Here is a 14224-nt window from a genome sequence, read left to right on the forward strand (position 1 = left end):
CTAATTCGACGGCATGATCGAAGCCGCACCAAACCCTGTCACCACCGTGATGCGCGCCCTCGCCGACCCAACCCGGCGCGCCGTGTTCGAGCGCGTCTTCGAGAGCAAGGAGATCACCGTCGCCGAGCTGACGCGCGGCAGCGGCGTGACCCAGGGCGCGATCTCGCAGCATTTGAAGTCCCTGAAGCAGGCCGGCCTCGTCGCCGAGCGTGCCGAGGGCCGCAACGTCTACTACCGCGCCGCGCCGCAAGGGCTCGAGCCGCTGGTCACCTGGATGGACCATTACGGCGTGTTCTGGCGCGAGCGCTTCCAGAACCTGCGTGACCTCTTGAAGGAGATCGATCCGTGAGTGCTGTTGCTTCCAAAGTCCAAACTCAAGACATCGTCATCGACGAGATCTTCCCTCACGCCGTCGCAACGATCTGGAAGGCGCTGACGAGCGCCCAGTTGATCGCGCGCTGGCTGATGCCACCTACCGGTTTCGAGGCCGTCGAAGGCAACACCTTCACGTTCAAGACCAATCCGGCCGGCGCGTGGGACGGCACGATCCATTGCCGCGTTCTGGAGGTCGTGCCCAACCAGCGCTTTGCCTATGCCTGGAAGGGCGGCGACGCAGGCAATACCGGCTACGGCTCGGCGCTCGACACCGTCGTCACCTGGTCCCTCACGCCGGTCGAAGCCGGCACGCGCGTGCGCGTGGTGCATTCCGGCTTTGTGACGCCGACGAACGACACGGCTTATCGCAATATGAGCGATGGCTGGGTCAAGGTGCTGCAGCGCCTCGATGCCATCTCCGGCGAAGACAAGTAAGGACACGTCGCGATGGACAAGCCCTATACCGGCGGCTGCGCCTGCGGCGCGATCCGTTATTCGATCGCCGGCGAGCCCCTGTTCAGCAATCATTGCCAGTGCCGGGACTGCCAACGCGAAAGCGGCACCGGCCATGGCTCGTACGCGACGTTTGCGCGGGCCGGTGTCACGGTCACTGGCGAGGCCGGGCGTTGGGACATGGTCGGCGACAGCGGCAATGTGAAGACGCGTGGATTCTGCCCGCTGTGCGGGGTGGCGGTTTACATGACCTTCGCGGCCATGCCCGACATCTTCACCATTCGCGCCGCGAGCCTCGACGAACCGGCGCGCTACCAGCCGCAAGTTGTGACCTATGCAGCACGCGGGCACGACTGGGATCAACTCGATCCCAGCCTCCCGAAGTTCGCTTGCATGCCGCCTGGATGAAGCTCTAGCCGAAATCCAGCACCATGCGGCCGTCGATCTTGCCGGCCTTCATCCGGTCGAAGACCTCGTTGATTTGCGCGAGCGGCACCTTCGTCACTTCGGCCTTCACCTTGCCGTCCGTGGCGAATGCGACGGCTTCGTCGAGGTCGCGCCGCGTGCCGACGATCGAGCCGCGCACCGTGATGCGCTTGAGCACGACGTCGAAGATCGGCGTCGGGAATTCGCCCGGCGGCAGGCCGACGAGGCTGACAGTGCCCTTCCGGCGCACCATCTTCAGCGCCTGGGCGAATGCCGGGGTCGAGACCGCCGTCACCAGCACGCCGTGAGCTCCGCCGCCCGTTGCCGCAAGAACCTTATCGACTGCGCCGGCTTCGAGCGCGTTGACCGCGAGATCAGCGCCGGTCTCACGCGCGAGCGCGAGCTTGTCTTCGGCGATGTCGACCGCGACGACCTTGAGGCCCATCGCCTTGGCATACTGGACCGCGACGTGGCCGAGCCCGCCGACGCCCGAGATCACCACCCACTCGCCGGGCCTGGCCTCGGTCTCCTTCAAGCCCTTGTAGGTGGTGACCCCGGCGCACAGGATCGGCGCAATCGCGGCGAAATCGACCGTCGCCGGCAGCTTTGCGGCAAAGGCCGCCGAAGCGATGACATATTCGGCGAAGCCGCCGTTGACGCTGTAACCGGTATTGTGCTGGTGCTCGCACAGCGTCTCCCAGCCGGTCTCGCAATATTCGCAAGCCATGCAGGCGTCGTGCAGCCAAGCGACGCCGACGGCATCGCCAACTTTCAGATTTTTCACGCCAGTTCCGAGCGCGGCGACGGTGCCGGCGACCTCGTGGCCGGGAATGAAAGGCGGAACCGGCTTCACCGGCCAGTCGCCGGAAGCCGCGTGCAAATCGGTGTGACATACGCCGCAGGCCTTGACCTTGACCAAAACCTCGCCAGGACCCGGCTGCGGCACCGGCACATCCTCGATCACCAATGGCTTGCCGAATTGCTTGACGATCGCGGCTTTCATGGTCGGCATCTGACTGCTCCTCTGCGTGTTGTGAAGCAGAATAGCGACGCCGCCCTGCTGCCCTTTGATAGGGGTCAAACAGCACAAAGTTTGCGCAAAGCCGGCTCCATCGTGACACCACGATGACACCGCGGAATGTCGAATTGTCAGCTATGGAACTTGAGGCCGTCGACAACCTTGTCGATCACCTTGCGCTCGGCGCGCATGGCGATGCCGACGAGATTGAGATCGTTGCGCGCCACGGCCCTCACCGCCTCGCGATTGGCGGCATCGTGCGTGGTGCTGAACATGTCCTCGGTATAGACCGCCGGCTTGACATTGCGCGCGAGCGCACGGTCCAGCGCGCGCGACAACGCCGGACCGTCGGCGCCATAGATCAGGATCGGTTGGCCGATCAACGCATGATATTTGGTGCCCGAGGCGTCCTCATAGGCTTCGCCGATGCATTCGGGGAAGGCTGCGGCGATACCGCTGGTGAGAAAGGACGCGACGTTGAGCTTCTGCCAGGCCTGAAGATCGGTGCGGATCACGACGGCGATCTTGGTGTCGAACTGCATGCAATTCCTCGACTGTCATTCCAAGTGAGATGCTACGCATCGCCGCAGACTGACAGCAAGAAAAATCAGCCTTTCGCGTCACAGGCCCAGGCGCGGATCACGCATTCCTTGCCGCCGTATTTGTAGCATTCACGCGTGGCGGCATTGAGCGAGGCCGAGATCTTCGGCTTGACGGCGTAGCCATAGGCGCCGCAGGGGTTGGTGAGATCGACCGACATCGCGGCGCAGGCGCGCTTCATCGTCACGGTGGTGCAATCGCCCTTGCATTGCTTCTGCGCGGCGGCACGCGCCTCGTGCTCGTGGCCATAATCAAAGGCCTGGCCATAGGCGCCGCACTTGCCGACCGCGATGGCACCCGCGGCGTGGGCTTCGGTGATGTAGCGGGCGCCGGAAACACAAACGGACAGTGCAAAGAAAAACATCGCGCAACGGCGCGCGACGACGTTCGAAACCATGGAAAACCCCTCCCCCCAAGGCAGGTGGAGGAACTCTAAGCGGCGGTCGTTTCCACTTGGTGAACGGGTGATTGAAAAGCGGCGCGGACGAACGAGTCGCGGCACACATCTTTTAGTTGTGTTATTCAATCGCTTCATTTAAAGTAGTTGAGCTGCAAGCCCCCAGCAGAGGGCCGGAGGAAACGACCATGCGTCAAATCAACGGAATGCTCTTGGCAATGATTGCGTCGGCGTCCTTGATCGGACCCTCGCCGGCACGTGCGCAATCGGTGAACTGGACCTGGACCAACCAGTACGGCTCGATCCTCGCCATCACCAACTTCAACCAGAACACGGGCGCGATGACGGGGACCTACACCAACAACGCAGCCAACAGCTGCGATGAGGGCAAACCGCTGCCCGTGACGGGTTGGCTGGCCTATGGCAACACCGGCACTGCGATCAGCTTCTCGGTGAATTTCCTCGGTTGTGGTTCGACCACGGTCTGGACCGGACAGCTCAACGGCGCCACCGGCTTTCAGGGACTGTGGTATCTCTCCCTCGGCGAAGCGGTCGCATGGAACGGCATCAGTGCCGGAGCCGATACATTCACGTTCAGCAGCGGCGACAAGGCGCAGCTGACAAAGCAAGGCGTCGAGCTGAAAGCCGGCGGGACCGAGAAGCTGTCGAACACCAGGAAATAGGCGAGCCACGAACGTGATGCGTGAGGTGGATTACGCCTTCGGCTAATCCACCCTACGCCACCGTCACCCCCGCCGGACCGCTTCCAGCGCCTGCGGCGTGTCGATGTCGAGGAAGGCGCTCTCGCCGTCCACCGGCACGTCGGCAACGGCCTCGGCGTGCTTGGCGATCAGATGCCGCGCGCCGACGTCACCGTCGAGCGTCATCAATTCCTTGAAGAACCGACGCGACCACAGCACGGGATTGCCGCGGCGACCTTCGCTGACGGGAACGACGATGAGATTGCCGCGGTCCGGCGCGAAGCCGTCGATGAGGCGGTCGATCAGGCCGGCATCGATCAGCGGCATGTCGCCAAGACAGACCAGAGCGCCGTCGCAGGCCTCCGGCACGGCGGCGATGCCCGCCTTGACCGAGCTGGCGATGCCGTCGGCAAAATCCGGGTTGCGGACGAACCGCACCTTCAGGCCTTGCAGGGCCTGCTCGACCAGCTCGGCCTGATGGCCGGTGACAACGATCACCTCGGACGCCTTCGAGGCCAGCGCCTGCTCGGCGGCGAGGCGCACCAGCTTCTTGCCGTCGAGCTCGGCGAGCAGCTTGTTCGGCCCGCCCATCCGGGTCGAGCGCCCCGCCGCAAGGACGATGGCGGCGACCCGGCTGTTGCCCTCGGTCTCTGGTTTGGCGCGCGGCTGCGGCCGCGTCACGATCTCCATCAGGAGGCCGCCGACGCCCATGCCCATCAGCTCGGACCGCGTCACCTTGATGCCGGCAAGAAGCCGCATCAGCACCCAGTCAAACCCGTTCTCGACCGGCGAGCGGGCGCAGCCCGGCGCGCCCAGCACCGGCACATTGCCGGCGCGGGCAATCAGCAGCAGATTGCCGGGATCGACCGGCATGCCGAAATGCTCGATCTCGCCGCCAATGCCGGTGACGGCCGCCGGGATCACGTCGCGGCGATCGGCGATCGCGGACGCCCCGAACACGATGACAAGCTCGGCGCCGAGCGCAAGCAATTCCTTGATCGCCGCCGACAGCGCCTGCTCGTCGTGCTGGACCCGACGTTCGGCAACGATGCCGGCACCGGCCGGCGCGAGCCGCTCGGCGGTGACACGGAGGGTCTTGTCGATCACTTTGGAGGACAGGCCCGGCAGCAGCGTCGAAACGACACCGACGCGCTTGATCACGTAAGGCGCAATCTTCAACGCGTCCTTGCCCGCCGCCCTCACCGCGGCGTCGCGCAAATTGCCTTCGACGCCGAACGGGATGATCTTGACGGTGCCGACCATCTCGCCCTCGACCACCGGCTTGTAAGCGGCGAGCGTCGCGAAGGTAATGGCCTCGTCGATGTTGTTGATGCGGTCGACCGCGGCGCGGTCGATCACCAGCACGCCCGCGCGCGCGGCGAACAGATTGGCGCGGCCGGTGAAGGCACGCTCGACATGGATGCCATCGCCGCCGACGGCGAGCGCAATGCTGGCGGCCGCGACGTCCTCGGAGACGTCGCCCGCCTCCATGCGCACCACGACGATGTCCTTGATGCCGGCGCGCTCGAGCTGCTCGACCTCAGTGGGGCCGATCGTCGTTCCTTTCTTCAGCACTAGCGGTCCCTGGCGCAGGGTGTGGACGGTCACCCCGCCGATCGCATCCCTCGGGCTCGCTGGGCCGAATTTCATGCCGCTTCTTCTTTTTGTTTGGGAGGCAAGCGGAGCACCGCCGTAATCTCGGCCATGATCGCGACCGCGATCTCGGACGGCGAGACAGCGCCGATCGCAAGCCCGATCGGCGCGTGAATGCGCGCAATGTCGCTTTCCTTGGCGCCCTGCGCCCGCAACCGGTCGCCGCGCTTGGCATGCGTCTTTCGCGAGCCGAGCGCGCCGATATAGAAGCAGCCACGCTCGAAGGCGTGCAGCAACGCGGGATCGTCGATCTTCGGGTCGTGCGTCACCGCGACGAACGCAGTATAGGCATCGACATTGAGCGGCGGCAGCGCGGTGTCCGGCCATTCGGCCACCAGCGGAATGTCGGGGAACCGCTCGGGGCTCGCAAAAGCCGTGCGCGGATCGACCACCGTGACGTCATAACCGAGCGAGCGCGCCAGCGGCGCCAAGGCCTGGCTGATATGGACCGCGCCGACGATGACGAGCTTTGCGGTCGGCGCGTAGACGTTCAGGAACAGCTTCTTGCCGCCGGCTTCGACACTGGCGCTCTTGCCCATGCGAAGCTGCTTTTCCAGCTCGGCGCGCAGCGGATCCCTGGCGAAATCCGCAGCCTTCACTAGGCGCTGCTCGCCGCTTTCGGTGTCCGTCACCAGGATTGCCGGCCGGCGCGCGGCCCGCTCGGCATTGAGTTCGTGCAGGATTGCGAGCTTCACGGCTAGCCGACCTTCTCGACGAAGACGCGGATGGTGCCGCCACAGGACAGACCGACATTCCAGGCGGTCTCGTCGGCGACGCCGAACTCCAGCATTTTGGGCTTGCCGCTCTCGATCACGTCCATGGCCTCGGTGACCACGGCGCCCTCGACGCAACCGCCGGAGACCGACCCTAGGAACGTACCCTCGTCGTTGATGACGAGGCTCGAGCCCGCCGGGCGCGGGGCCGAGCCCCAGGTCTCCACGACCGTCGCCAGCGCGACGCCGCGGCCGGCCTTCTGCCAGTCCTCTGCCGCCTTCAGAATATCCTCGTCGCGATCGAGCATGGTTGACCTCTCAAGCTGCGGAGCGGATCAGGCTGCGGTGATGCGGCGGCAGCGGCCGGGAGAGCGTGGTGATCAGCTCCTGGATTGAACTCAAATTATGCACCGGGCGGAATTCGTCAACGTGCGGGAGCATCATTTTGATGCCCTGGGCCTTGGCCTCGAAGCCGCCGAACCGGAGCAGCGGGTTCAGCCAGATCAGGCGCCGGCAGGAGCGGTGCAGCCGGTCCATCTCGAAGGCGAGCTTGGAATCGGCCTCGCGCTCCAGCCCGTCCGAGATCAACAGCACGATGGCGCCCTGGCTCAGCGCCCGCCGCGCCCACAATTTGTTGAAGTTGTGCAGCGAGGCCGAGATCCGCGTGCCACCGGCCCAGTCCTCGACCGAGGCCGAGCAGCTCGCCAGCGCCTCGTCGGGGTCGCGCTGGCGCAGCGCACGGGTAACGTTGGTGAGACGCGTACCGAACAGAAACACCGAGACACGCTTGCGCGCATCGCCGATGGCATGGAGGAAATGCAGGAACAGGCGGGTGTATTCGCTCATCGAGCCCGAGATATCGAGCAACGCCACGATCGGCGCCGGCTTCTCGATCCGCCCGAGCCGATGGATGTCGATGATGTCGCCGCCGGTGCGCAAGGAGGCGCGCAGCGTGCGGCGCAGGTCGAGGCGCAAGCCCCGCGGATCAGGCCGATGGCGGCGTGTCAGCAACTCCGCCTGCGGCAGCCGCATCCGCTCGACGGCACGTAGCGCCTCGGTGATTTCGGCCGCGCTCATCTGCGCAAAATCCTTCTTCTGCAGGATCTCCTTGTCGGAGACCGACAGGCGCAGATCCTGCTCCTGATGCTGCGGCGTCTCGGTCATGCGCGGCCGCGACATCGCCTCCTGCACGCGGCGGGAGCCGGCCTGCGGCTTCTTCTTGGCCTCGTCCGGCAGCGGCACCGAATCCAGCATGTGCTTCCACTCTTCCGAGGCGCGGAAGAACAGATTGAAGGCCTGCTTGAAGATCAGCGCGTGCTCGTGGCGCTTGACGAAGATCGCCTCCAGCGTGGTGAAGACGTCGGCGCGGTTGCCGATGTCGATCACCTGCAGCGCGCTCATGGCGTCGATGACCGCGCCCGGCCCAACCGGCATGCCCGCCGAACGCAGCGCGCGAGCGAAGCCGACGATGTTGTCGGCGAACTGCTCGGTTTGCTCGGGGGCAAGGTGGTTGATGGCCATGGGTCAACACTCTCGGTCGTCATTCCGGGGCACGCGAAGCGTGAACCCGGAATCCATTCGTCCACCATCTCTGAAGCCCGATGGATTCCGGGCTCGCGCTTCGCGCGCCCCGGAATGACGAGTTGTTATGACGCACTCGCGTCAATTCTCGCTCGTCGCTTCCTTCAGCACCTTCTGCAGGGTGTCGCCCTGCATCCGGGTGATGTCGTCCTGGTACTTCAGCAGCGCGCCCAGCGTATCGCCGACCACTTGCGGGGTCAGCGAGCGGGCATCGAGCTCGGACAATGCGGTGGCCCAGTCAATGGTCTCGGCGACACCCGGCGATTTGTAGAAGTCCTGGTCGCGCAGCGCCTGCACGAAGCGCACGACCTGCTGCGACAACTTTGCGGAAATGCCGGGCACACGCGACTTGACGATCGCAAGCTCGCGCTCGGCCGCGGGATAGTCGACCCAATGATAGAGGCAGCGCCGTTTCAGCGCGTCGTGGATCTCGCGGGTCCGGTTGGAGGTAATGATGACGATCGGCGGACTCGGCGCCTTCACGGTGCCGAATTCGGGGATCGTCACCTGGAAGTCGCTGAGGATTTCGAGGAGATACGCCTCGAACGCTTCGTCGGCGCGGTCGAGCTCGTCGATCAAGAGGACTGGCGGACCGGCGACGTCGGGCTCGAGCGCCTGGAGCAGCGGCCGCTTGATCATGTAGCGGTCGGCGAAGATGTCCGAAGAGAGCTGGTCGCGATCGGTATCGCCGGCGGCTTCGGCCATGCGGATCGCGATCATCTGCGCGGCGCTATTCCACTCATAGACCGCGGAGGAGACGTCGAGGCCTTCATAGCACTGCAGGCGAATCAGCTTCCGCCCCAGCGCGGCCGACAGCACCTTCGCGATCTCGGTCTTGCCGACGCCGGCCTCGCCTTCCAGAAACAGCGGCCGGCCCATGCGCAGCGACAGGTACGTCACCGTCGCCAAAGATCGCTCGGCGAGATAGCCGCGCGACGTCAGGAGTTCGAGCATCGCATCGACCGATGCCGGCAGGGTCGCTGAAGTCATGAAAAAGCCAGTCTCGCTACGCCCTCACCGGGACAAGTTTGGCCGAGGCGTGAGGTTCACTCACTCCTTGGCATTGGCTGCATCGAGGGCGCGCCGCGTCAGCACACCGATGAGATGCGCGCGGTATTCGGCACTGCCGTGGATGTCGCTGTTGAGCCCCTCGGCCGGCACCTCAATGCCTTCGATCGCTTTCGACGCGAAGCGCTTTTTCAGGGCTTCCTCGAACGCCTCGACGCGGAACACGCCTTCGGAGCCGGCACCAGTGACAGCGACCCGCACATCGGAAGGACGCCGTGCCACGAACACGCCGACCAGCGCATAGCGCGAGGCCTGGTTGCGGAATTTGACGTAGGCCGCCTTTTTCGGCAGCGGGAACATCACCTTGGTGATGATCTCATCGGCTTCCAGCGCGGTCGTGAACAGGCCCTGAAAAAACTCTTCGGCCTTGAGGCGGCGCTTGTTGGTGACGATGGTCGCGCCAAGCGCGAGCACGGCAGCCGAATAGTCCGCGGTCGGATCGTTATTGGCGAGCGAGCCGCCGATCGTGCCCTTGTGGCGCACGGCGGGGTCGCCGATCTGGCTCGCGAGATTCGCCAGCGCCGGGATCGCCTCGCCGACGATCGCGGAGCCAGCGACCTCGGCGTGCTTGGCGGTGGCGCCGATCACCAGCGAGCGGCCCTTCATCTCGATCGTGTTGAGCCCCTCGATATGGGAGAGATCGACCAGATGCGGGGGGCTGGCGAGGCGCTGCTTCATGACGGGAATCAGCGTGTGGCCGCCGGCGATGAGCTTGGCGTCTTCGTTCTTCACCAGGAGGTTGGCGGCCTGGCGCACGGTGCCGGGGCGATGATATCTAAATTCGTACATCTGAATGTCCTGATCGCGGGATGCGCGTTACGCGAGGTCGGATTTCGCCATCGCCTTGGCGCCGGCGGAGATCGAGGCGACGATGTTCTGGTAGCCGGTGCAGCGGCAGAGATTGCCTTCCAGCTCTTCCCGGATCGTATGGTCGTCGATCTCGTGGCCCTTGCGGTGGACGATGTCGATCGCGGTCATGATCATGCCGGGCGTGCAGAAGCCGCATTGCAGGCCATGGTGCTCACGGAAGGCCTCCTGCATCGGATGCAGCGGCGCCCCGTCAGCGGCCAGCCCCTCGATCGTCTTGACCTCGTGGCCATCGGCCATCACCGCGAGCGTGGTGCAGGACTTCACGGCCTTGCCGTCGAGATGCACGACACAGGCGCCGCACTGCGAGGTGTCGCAGCCGACATGGGTGCCGGTCAGGTGCAGATTCTCGCGCAGGAACTGCACCAGCAGGGTGCGCGGATCGACGTTGGCCGTGACAGGATTGCCGTTCACGATGAGGGAGATTTTTGCCATAAGCACTCTCTATCAGCGCCCCGACGGGTCCCGTCGAAGCGGTTCTTATAATTATTCCAACCCATCATATGGGCCATTATGCCTGGGGGCAACATCGCCTCGGACGCAAGGCGCCATGCCGAAAGGCGATAGCCTTCAGCCTTGTACCGCCTTGGCAAAATTCGCGAAAAACTCGTCGGCAAGTTTCTTGGCGGCGCCATTGATGAGGCGCTGGCCGAGCTGCGCCAACTTGCCGCCGATCTGCGCCTCGACGTCGTAGGAGAGCAGCGTGCCGCCGTCCTTCTCCGCCAGCTTGACCACAGCGCCCCCCTTGGCGAAGCCAGCGACCCCGCCCTCGCCCTCACCCGAGATCCTATAGCCGTTCGGCGGGTCGAGATCGGAGAGCGTGACCTTGCCCTTGAAGCGCGCCGAGACCGGGCCGACCTTCATTTTCGCTGTTGCGCGAAAGCCGCCATCCTCGGTCCTCTCGAGCTCCTCGCAACCGGGGATGCAGGCCTTCAGCACCTCGGGATCGTTGAGCTTGGTCCACACAGCCTCGCGCGGCGCCGCAAGCTGGACTTCGCCGGTCATCGTCATGGCCATGAGGTGTCTCCCAAATCGCGCAACTATAGTGCTGATCAAGTAACGCAGGGACGCGGCAAAGGAAAGGGCGGCGCAAGGTCAACTGCAATGCATGTTCGCAACTGCAAAAAGACGTGGGCGGGCGGTTGGGGATTGGCACAGAAGGGCCATGATGATTAGGTCGCGCGCAATATGAGCACATCCCTCTCCCCCCTGCTCGCACCGATGCTGTCGAGCGCCGCCATGCGCGCGGTCTGCGACGATCGGTCGACCCTGCAGAACATGCTAGATTTCGAGGCAGCCCTGGCACGCGCCGAGGCCGCCACGGATGTGATCCCGGCAACCGCCGTGGGTCACATCGAGGCCGCGTGCAACGCCGATTCCATTGACATGGCCGCACTGGCGGAGGCCGCGACACGATCGGGCAATCTCGCGATTCCCCTGGTCAAGACCCTCACGGCCAATGTCGGCAAGGCCGACACGGAGGCCGCGCGCTACGTGCATTGGGGCGCAACCAGCCAGGATGTCATCGACACCGCGACCATGCTGACGCTTCGCGCCGGCATCGACGCGCTGGACGCCGACCTCAGCCGCGCCATCAAGGGCTTTGCCGCGCTGGCGCGCGATCATCGCAACACCGCGATGGTGGCACGGACCTGGCTCCAGCACGCGCTGCCGATGCCGTTTGGCCTGAAGGCCGCCGAGTATGCGTCAAGCCTCGCCCGCGCCCGCTGCCGCCTGCGGCGGCTGCGGCGCGAGGGCCTCGCCCTGCAATTCGGTGGCGCGGCCGGCACGCTCGCCGCCCTCGGCGACAAGGGGCTCGTGGTCGCCGAACGGCTGGCGCAGGAGCTGAACCTGCCGCTGCCGGAAGCGCCCTGGCACACCCATCGCGACCGGATCGCGGAGGCAGCGTCCTGTTTCGCCATTCTGGCTGGAAGCTGCGGCAAGATCGCGCGCGACGTCTCTTTGATGATGCAGACCGACGTCGCCGAAGCGTTCGAACCGGCCGGCGAAGGCCGCGGCGGGTCCTCGACCATGCCGCACAAGCGCAACCCGGTCGCCTCTGCCAGCGCGCTCGGCGCCGCCACCATGGCTCCGCAGCTGGCCGCCACGATCTTTGCGGCTCAAGTGCAGGACCACGAGCGCAGCGCCGGTCCCTGGCACGCGGAGTGGCCGACGCTGCCGCAATTGATGCTGGTCACCTCCGGGGCACTTGCCGCCATCGTCGACATCGCGGAGGGATTGGACGTCGACGCCGCGCGCATGCGCAGCAATCTCGATACGACGCAAGGCTTGATCATGGCGGAAGCGGTCACCTTTGCGCTGGCCGACAAGATCGGCAAGAGCGATGCGCATCATCTCATCGAGGCCGCCAGCAAGCGCGCGGTCGCCGAGAAGAAACATCTGCGCGAGGTGCTGTCGGCCGATTCGCAGGTCACTGCGCACCTGACGCCCGAGAAAATTGCGGCATTGTTCGAGCCGATGGCCTATCAAGGGGCTTCCCAGGCCCTGATCGACCGGTTGCTCGCTTCCCTGGACCTTTCCTGATGTCATTGCCGGGCTTGACCCGGCAATCCATCATCTGGGAAGACTGATTGTTAGATGGATGCGCGCGTCAAGCCCGCGCATGACGAGGAACATGCCATGCCCATGATCGATGCCGACGGATGCCTGCTCAACGTCTCCGTCGAGGGCCGCGACGGTGGGCCGACCTTGATGCTCTCCAATTCGCTCGGCTGCACGCTTCAGATGTGGGAGCCGCAAATGAAGGCGCTGACGCAGGTGTTCCGCGTCATCCGTTACGACCGCCGCGGCCATGGCCGGTCCAACGTTCCGCCCGGCCCCTACACGATGGAGCGCTTCGGCCGCGATGTGCTCGCGATCCTCGACGACCTCAACATCGAGAAGGTGCATTGGTGCGGCCTGTCGATGGGCGGCATGGTCGGGCAATGGCTCGGCGCCAATGCGCCGGAGCGCTTCGGCAAGCTCATCCTCGCCAACACCTCCTGCTACTATGCCGAGCCAACCAAATGGCTGGAGCGTATCGACGCCGTGAAGAAGGGCGGCATCGCCGCGGTCGCCGATGCCGTGATCGCGGGATGGCTGACGCAGGATTTTCGCGAGCGCGAGCCCGACATCACCGCCAGGATGAAGTCGATGCTGCTGGCGTCCCCGGTCGAAGGTTATCTCGCCTGCTGCGAAGCGCTGTCGACGCTGGACCAGCGCGAGCTACTGCCCAAGATCAAGAGTCCGACGTTGGTGATCGCCGGCCGCCACGACATGGCGACGCCGATCTCGGCAGGTGAATTGATCCGCTCGAAGATTCCCGGCGCGAGCATGACCATCATCGACGCCGCACATATTTCCAACATCGAGCAGCCGCACGCGTTCACGGATGCGGTGGTGGGATTCTTGACGCAGCGCTAGCCACCATCTTCGTCATCCCGGAGGACAGAATGGACGACCAGAAGCGCCGCGATGCCGGCATGAACGTTCGCCGCAAGGTGCTGGGCAATGCCTGGGTCGACAAGTCGATCGCGAACCGCAACGCCTTCAACACCGATTTCCAGGACATGATCACGCGCTACGCCTGGGGCGAGATCTGGACGCGGCCGCATTTCGACGAGCGCACGCGGCGGGTGCTGGTGATCGGCACCATGGTCGCACTCGGGCAATGGGACGAATTCCGCCTGCACGTGCGCGCGGCGCTCGCCGAAGGCGGCTTCACGCCCGACGACATCAAGGAAATCCTGCTCCAGCAGGCGATCTATTGCGGCGTGCCGGCGGCAAACCACGCCGTGAAGGAAGCCTCAGCGATTGTGCAGGAGCTCGGCCTGCTCAAGACCTAGCGGAGCTGCGATCTCGACGGTCTCTTGAACCGTCTTGTGGACCGTCGTGTGGACTGTCTTGGGCGCGGTCTCAGGCCGTTCGATCACCACCACGATGGCAGCGCCGAGCAGCAGCAGCAGCTCGGTGGCGTGCAGCCGCAGCGCGGCCATCTCGCCGACCTTCGAAGCCATCACCATGCTGGCAAACGAGATCAGGCTGCCGATCGCAAGGGCAATGCCGAGCGCCTCGTCGCTGCCGCCGTTCCTGCGGATGCGAGGAATGCAGAGCAGCACGAGATAGATCGCAAAGAACGCCACGACCGTCAGCCGGCCCAGCGCAAGCAGCCACGCGGCGCGCACCGTTTCCATGCCAGCCATCTGGAGATGGTCGCTCAGGTACAGCGCGACCGCCACGCTCGGCCGCTCGTAGAGGCCGTGCACAGGTGCAACAATGATATTGAAGGCGACAAGGGCCCAGGCCGGGATGAAATAGGCCGCCAGCAGCGCGCCGTTGACCGAGCCGATCCGCCAATTTGTGAACATGCCGC

19 protein-coding genes are annotated in these 14224 nt (G+C 65.0%); 7 read left to right on the forward strand and 12 right to left on the reverse strand.

Annotated features, from left to right (window positions below):
- Window positions 1-13 precede the first annotated feature (13 nt).
- From SE92_RS08500 to SE92_RS08510, 3 genes are read left to right on the forward strand one after another with little or no spacing between them, the layout of a single operon-like run.
- Complete coding sequence (locus tag SE92_RS08500; RefSeq protein WP_063195294.1) at window positions 14-349, forward strand: ArsR/SmtB family transcription factor; 336 nt, start codon at window positions 14-16, stop codon at window positions 347-349.
- Window positions 346-810 (forward strand): SRPBCC family protein, encoded by a 465-nt coding sequence (locus SE92_RS08505; protein ID WP_063195295.1) that lies wholly within the window; start codon window positions 346-348, stop codon window positions 808-810. Before SE92_RS08500 ends, SE92_RS08505 begins: the two co-directional genes overlap by 4 nt.
- A gap of 12 nt (window positions 811-822) precedes the next feature.
- Window positions 823-1236: a GFA family protein gene (locus tag SE92_RS08510; protein WP_063195296.1), complete on the forward strand. Its 414-nt coding sequence runs from the start codon at window positions 823-825 to the stop codon at window positions 1234-1236.
- A 4-nt stretch (window positions 1237-1240) separates the two neighbouring features.
- Here SE92_RS08510 and adhP read toward each other — a convergent pair whose 3' ends face one another.
- The 3 genes from adhP to SE92_RS08525 form a co-directional block, all read right to left on the reverse strand.
- Window positions 1241-2266 (reverse strand): alcohol dehydrogenase AdhP, encoded by a 1026-nt coding sequence (gene adhP, locus SE92_RS08515; protein WP_063195297.1) that lies wholly within the window; start codon window positions 2264-2266, stop codon window positions 1241-1243.
- 137 nt (window positions 2267-2403) lie between these two features.
- Window positions 2404-2814: a DUF2000 family protein gene (locus SE92_RS08520; RefSeq protein WP_063195298.1), complete on the reverse strand. Its 411-nt coding sequence runs from the start codon at window positions 2812-2814 to the stop codon at window positions 2404-2406.
- Window positions 2815-2879: 65 nt separating this feature from the next.
- Complete coding sequence (locus tag SE92_RS08525; RefSeq protein ID WP_063195299.1) at window positions 2880-3269, reverse strand: DUF4189 domain-containing protein; 390 nt, start codon at window positions 3267-3269, stop codon at window positions 2880-2882.
- A 188-nt stretch (window positions 3270-3457) separates the two neighbouring features.
- Here SE92_RS08525 and SE92_RS08530 point away from each other — a divergent pair, with 188 nt between their 5' ends.
- The gene (locus SE92_RS08530; protein WP_063195300.1) at window positions 3458-3952 is read left to right on the forward strand and encodes an avidin/streptavidin family protein; all 495 of its coding nucleotides are present in this window, start codon (window positions 3458-3460) and stop codon (window positions 3950-3952) included.
- Between the two features lie 63 nt (window positions 3953-4015).
- On the opposite strand, the gene SE92_RS08535 is transcribed toward SE92_RS08530, so the two are convergent.
- From SE92_RS08535 to SE92_RS08570, 8 genes are all read right to left on the reverse strand, one after another.
- Entirely contained in the window at window positions 4016-5620 is a 1605-nt protein-coding gene (locus tag SE92_RS08535) for an NTP transferase domain-containing protein (RefSeq protein WP_063195301.1), read from the reverse strand.
- Window positions 5617-6318 carry an XdhC family protein gene (locus SE92_RS08540; RefSeq protein WP_063195302.1) on the reverse strand — a complete coding sequence of 234 codons (702 nt, stop codon included), beginning with the start codon at window positions 6316-6318 and terminating at the stop codon, window positions 5617-5619. Before SE92_RS08540 ends, SE92_RS08535 begins: the two co-directional genes overlap by 4 nt.
- A 2-nt stretch (window positions 6319-6320) precedes the next feature.
- The gene (locus SE92_RS08545) at window positions 6321-6644 is read right to left on the reverse strand and encodes an XdhC family protein (protein ID WP_008564652.1); all 324 of its coding nucleotides are present in this window, start codon (window positions 6642-6644) and stop codon (window positions 6321-6323) included.
- A gap of 10 nt (window positions 6645-6654) precedes the next feature.
- Entirely contained in the window at window positions 6655-7857 is a 1203-nt protein-coding gene (locus SE92_RS08550) for a vWA domain-containing protein (RefSeq protein WP_063195303.1), read from the reverse strand.
- A 141-nt stretch (window positions 7858-7998) separates the two neighbouring features.
- Window positions 7999-8907 carry an AAA family ATPase gene (locus SE92_RS08555; RefSeq protein WP_063195304.1) on the reverse strand — a complete coding sequence of 303 codons (909 nt, stop codon included), beginning with the start codon at window positions 8905-8907 and terminating at the stop codon, window positions 7999-8001.
- A gap of 60 nt (window positions 8908-8967) precedes the next feature.
- Window positions 8968-9774 carry an FAD binding domain-containing protein gene (locus SE92_RS08560; protein ID WP_063195305.1) on the reverse strand — a complete coding sequence of 269 codons (807 nt, stop codon included), beginning with the start codon at window positions 9772-9774 and terminating at the stop codon, window positions 8968-8970.
- Between the two features lie 27 nt (window positions 9775-9801).
- Window positions 9802-10287, reverse strand: coding sequence for a (2Fe-2S)-binding protein (locus SE92_RS08565; RefSeq protein ID WP_063195306.1), 486 nt, complete (start codon window positions 10285-10287; stop codon window positions 9802-9804).
- 135 nt (window positions 10288-10422) lie between these two features.
- Entirely contained in the window at window positions 10423-10869 is a 447-nt protein-coding gene (locus SE92_RS08570; protein WP_063195307.1) for an SRPBCC family protein, read from the reverse strand.
- Window positions 10870-11040: 171 nt separating this feature from the next.
- On the opposite strand from SE92_RS08570, the gene SE92_RS08575 reads away from it, so the two are divergent.
- From SE92_RS08575 to SE92_RS08585, 3 genes are all read left to right on the forward strand, one after another.
- The gene (locus tag SE92_RS08575; protein WP_063195308.1) at window positions 11041-12396 is read left to right on the forward strand and encodes a 3-carboxy-cis,cis-muconate cycloisomerase; all 1356 of its coding nucleotides are present in this window, start codon (window positions 11041-11043) and stop codon (window positions 12394-12396) included.
- Between the two features lie 96 nt (window positions 12397-12492).
- Entirely contained in the window at window positions 12493-13275 is a 783-nt protein-coding gene (gene pcaD / locus SE92_RS08580; RefSeq protein ID WP_063203407.1) for a 3-oxoadipate enol-lactonase, read from the forward strand.
- A gap of 29 nt (window positions 13276-13304) precedes the next feature.
- Window positions 13305-13697, forward strand: a complete 393-nt coding sequence (locus SE92_RS08585) for a carboxymuconolactone decarboxylase family protein (protein ID WP_028142897.1) — start codon at window positions 13305-13307, stop codon at window positions 13695-13697.
- On the opposite strand, the gene SE92_RS08590 is transcribed toward SE92_RS08585, so the two are convergent.
- Window positions 13659-14219 carry a hypothetical protein gene (locus SE92_RS08590; RefSeq protein ID WP_063195309.1) on the reverse strand — a complete coding sequence of 187 codons (561 nt, stop codon included), beginning with the start codon at window positions 14217-14219 and terminating at the stop codon, window positions 13659-13661. The genes SE92_RS08585 and SE92_RS08590 overlap by 39 nt on opposite strands.
- Window positions 14220-14224: the final 5 nt, after the last annotated feature.

This window comes from Bradyrhizobium sp. AT1 (assembly GCF_001590795.1).
GTDB lineage: Bacteria > Pseudomonadota > Alphaproteobacteria > Rhizobiales > Xanthobacteraceae > Bradyrhizobium.

What these genes read in the sequence shown, in the direction of transcription:
- SE92_RS08525 (WP_063195299.1), bottom strand. Translation starts at nt 3,269, where the DNA reads ATGGTTTCGAACGTCGTCGCGCGCCGTTGCGCGATGTTTTTCTTTGCA.
- SE92_RS08575 (WP_063195308.1), top strand. Translation starts at nt 11,041, where the DNA reads ATGAGCACATCCCTCTCCCCCCTGCTCGCACCGATGCTGTCGAGCGCC.
- SE92_RS08585 (WP_028142897.1), top strand. Translation starts at nt 13,305, where the DNA reads ATGGACGACCAGAAGCGCCGCGATGCCGGCATGAACGTTCGCCGCAAG.
- SE92_RS08555 (WP_063195304.1), bottom strand. Translation starts at nt 8,907, where the DNA reads ATGACTTCAGCGACCCTGCCGGCATCGGTCGATGCGATGCTCGAACTC.
- SE92_RS08565 (WP_063195306.1), bottom strand. Translation starts at nt 10,287, where the DNA reads ATGGCAAAAATCTCCCTCATCGTGAACGGCAATCCTGTCACGGCCAAC.
- SE92_RS08570 (WP_063195307.1), bottom strand. Translation starts at nt 10,869, where the DNA reads ATGGCCATGACGATGACCGGCGAAGTCCAGCTTGCGGCGCCGCGCGAG.
- pcaD (WP_063203407.1), top strand. Translation starts at nt 12,493, where the DNA reads ATGCCCATGATCGATGCCGACGGATGCCTGCTCAACGTCTCCGTCGAG.
- SE92_RS08535 (WP_063195301.1), bottom strand. Translation starts at nt 5,620, where the DNA reads ATGAAATTCGGCCCAGCGAGCCCGAGGGATGCGATCGGCGGGGTGACC.
- SE92_RS08590 (WP_063195309.1), bottom strand. Translation starts at nt 14,219, where the DNA reads ATGTTCACAAATTGGCGGATCGGCTCGGTCAACGGCGCGCTGCTGGCG.
- SE92_RS08560 (WP_063195305.1), bottom strand. Translation starts at nt 9,774, where the DNA reads ATGTACGAATTTAGATATCATCGCCCCGGCACCGTGCGCCAGGCCGCC.
- SE92_RS08510 (WP_063195296.1), top strand. Translation starts at nt 823, where the DNA reads ATGGACAAGCCCTATACCGGCGGCTGCGCCTGCGGCGCGATCCGTTAT.
- SE92_RS08500 (WP_063195294.1), top strand. Translation starts at nt 14, where the DNA reads ATGATCGAAGCCGCACCAAACCCTGTCACCACCGTGATGCGCGCCCTC.
- SE92_RS08545 (WP_008564652.1), bottom strand. Translation starts at nt 6,644, where the DNA reads ATGCTCGATCGCGACGAGGATATTCTGAAGGCGGCAGAGGACTGGCAG.
- SE92_RS08550 (WP_063195303.1), bottom strand. Translation starts at nt 7,857, where the DNA reads ATGGCCATCAACCACCTTGCCCCCGAGCAAACCGAGCAGTTCGCCGAC.
- adhP (WP_063195297.1), bottom strand. Translation starts at nt 2,266, where the DNA reads ATGCCGACCATGAAAGCCGCGATCGTCAAGCAATTCGGCAAGCCATTG.
- SE92_RS08520 (WP_063195298.1), bottom strand. Translation starts at nt 2,814, where the DNA reads ATGCAGTTCGACACCAAGATCGCCGTCGTGATCCGCACCGATCTTCAG.
- SE92_RS08530 (WP_063195300.1), top strand. Translation starts at nt 3,458, where the DNA reads ATGCGTCAAATCAACGGAATGCTCTTGGCAATGATTGCGTCGGCGTCC.